Genomic DNA, 1,330 nt, shown 5'->3' with positions numbered 1-1,330 from the left:
TGTGATGTGTCGGGACATCGTTGACAAATGTGTCGAGACATTCTTGAAAACCCTCTCCTTCGGGAGGGGGTTTTCGTCATTTCTTGGCTTGATAGTTCTTGTCGGGGTTGATGGTGTGCTCGGCGAGGATCTCGCCGGTGGTGCGGGTTGTGACGATGGTCTCTGGACCGTTCATGAGCAGGATGACGGGTGTATTCGTGTGAGCTCGTCCGATGCCGAGGTGGCGGAGTTTGCCGGCGTAGCGGACTGTGATGGTGCCGCCGGAGTCGACGTTGTCGTAGCGAACCCGCCAGTGTTCGTTGCCTGAGCGGAGTTGAGGCTCTGCTTTGGGAAGTGCCTGGTAGGCCTCGGCCGGGGTGCGGCGATGCAGGGCTCGGTGTGGGCGTTCGTCGTTGTAGATGTGTTGGAACGTGGCGAGTTGGCTGTTCAGCTGAGCGATTGTGGTGGGGGCGGGCTGGCGGCGCAACCATTGCTTCAGAGTCTGATGGAAGCGTTCGATCTTGCCTTGGGTTTGCGGGTGGCTGGGTGAGCCGTTCTTCTGGGTGATGCCGAGCCGGTTGAGGAGTTGTTCGAACCCGTTTGGACCGCTGCCGCCGCGAGCGAATCGGGTGGTGTAAACCATGCCGTTATCGGTGAGGGTGGAGGCGGGCAGGCCGTGTTCGTTGGCGGTGACGGTGAAGCTGGTCACAACGATGGTGCCGGTGATCCGGTGGTGAGCGACGCAGTGCAGAAGGTAACGGGCGTGGTCGTCCAGCCAGGAGATGATTTCTGTGTCACTGCCGTCGGCGAGGGGCCAGTGGGTGAAGTCGGATTGCCAGGTTTCATTTGGTTGAGCGGCCTCGAAGCGGATGTATGACGAGCGGGGCCGCTTCTGCGGTTGCGGGGTAACGGCGCCTGCCGCTCGAAGGATCCGCCAGATGGTTGGCACTGATGGTGAGGCGCCGTCCCGTTTCAGGCGGTCGTGGATTGATTCAGCACCGGCGTCCAAGCCGGCTGAGGTGAGACTGTCGCGGAGCTGAAGGATCGTTGCTTGAACGTCTACTGGTGTTGCGGATGGCGAGTGCTGCGGCCGGCGCGATCGGGTCTCTAATCCCTTCTCACCCTCCTCTCGGTAACGAGCGAGGAGGGTGTAAATCCACTGTCTCGACACTCCAAATCGGATGGCCGTTTCGCCGACGCTGAGCCCGCCGTTGACGACAGAGAGAACAATGACACGATTCTGATTCCGACTGGTCATGCACCATCGTGGCCGTGTCAACGATGTCTCGATACATGCCGCACGTCCTCGATGTCCCGACACATCTGTCAACGATGTCCTGAAACCAGACAC

Annotated in this window: 1 protein-coding gene; it reads right to left on the bottom strand. The window is 60.3% G+C overall.

Translation table 11 applies throughout. The features are described 5' to 3' along the window. Positions 1–76: 76 nt before the first annotated feature. Positions 77–1,237 (bottom strand): IS481 family transposase, encoded by a 1,161-nt coding sequence (locus ABIE24_RS17640; RefSeq protein ID WP_354502286.1) that lies wholly within the window; start codon positions 1,235–1,237, stop codon positions 77–79. Between the last annotated feature and the right edge of the window lie 93 nt (positions 1,238–1,330).

The sequence above is a fragment of the Mycetocola sp. 2940 genome, assembly GCF_040548835.1.
GTDB lineage: Bacteria > Actinomycetota > Actinomycetes > Actinomycetales > Microbacteriaceae > Mycetocola_A.
Note: the sequence above shows the minus strand (reverse complement) of the source record. Positions and strands in the feature narration are given on the sequence as shown.

What these genes read in the sequence shown, in the direction of transcription:
- ABIE24_RS17640 (WP_354502286.1), bottom strand. Translation starts at nt 1,237, where the DNA reads ATGACCAGTCGGAATCAGAATCGTGTCATTGTTCTCTCTGTCGTCAAC.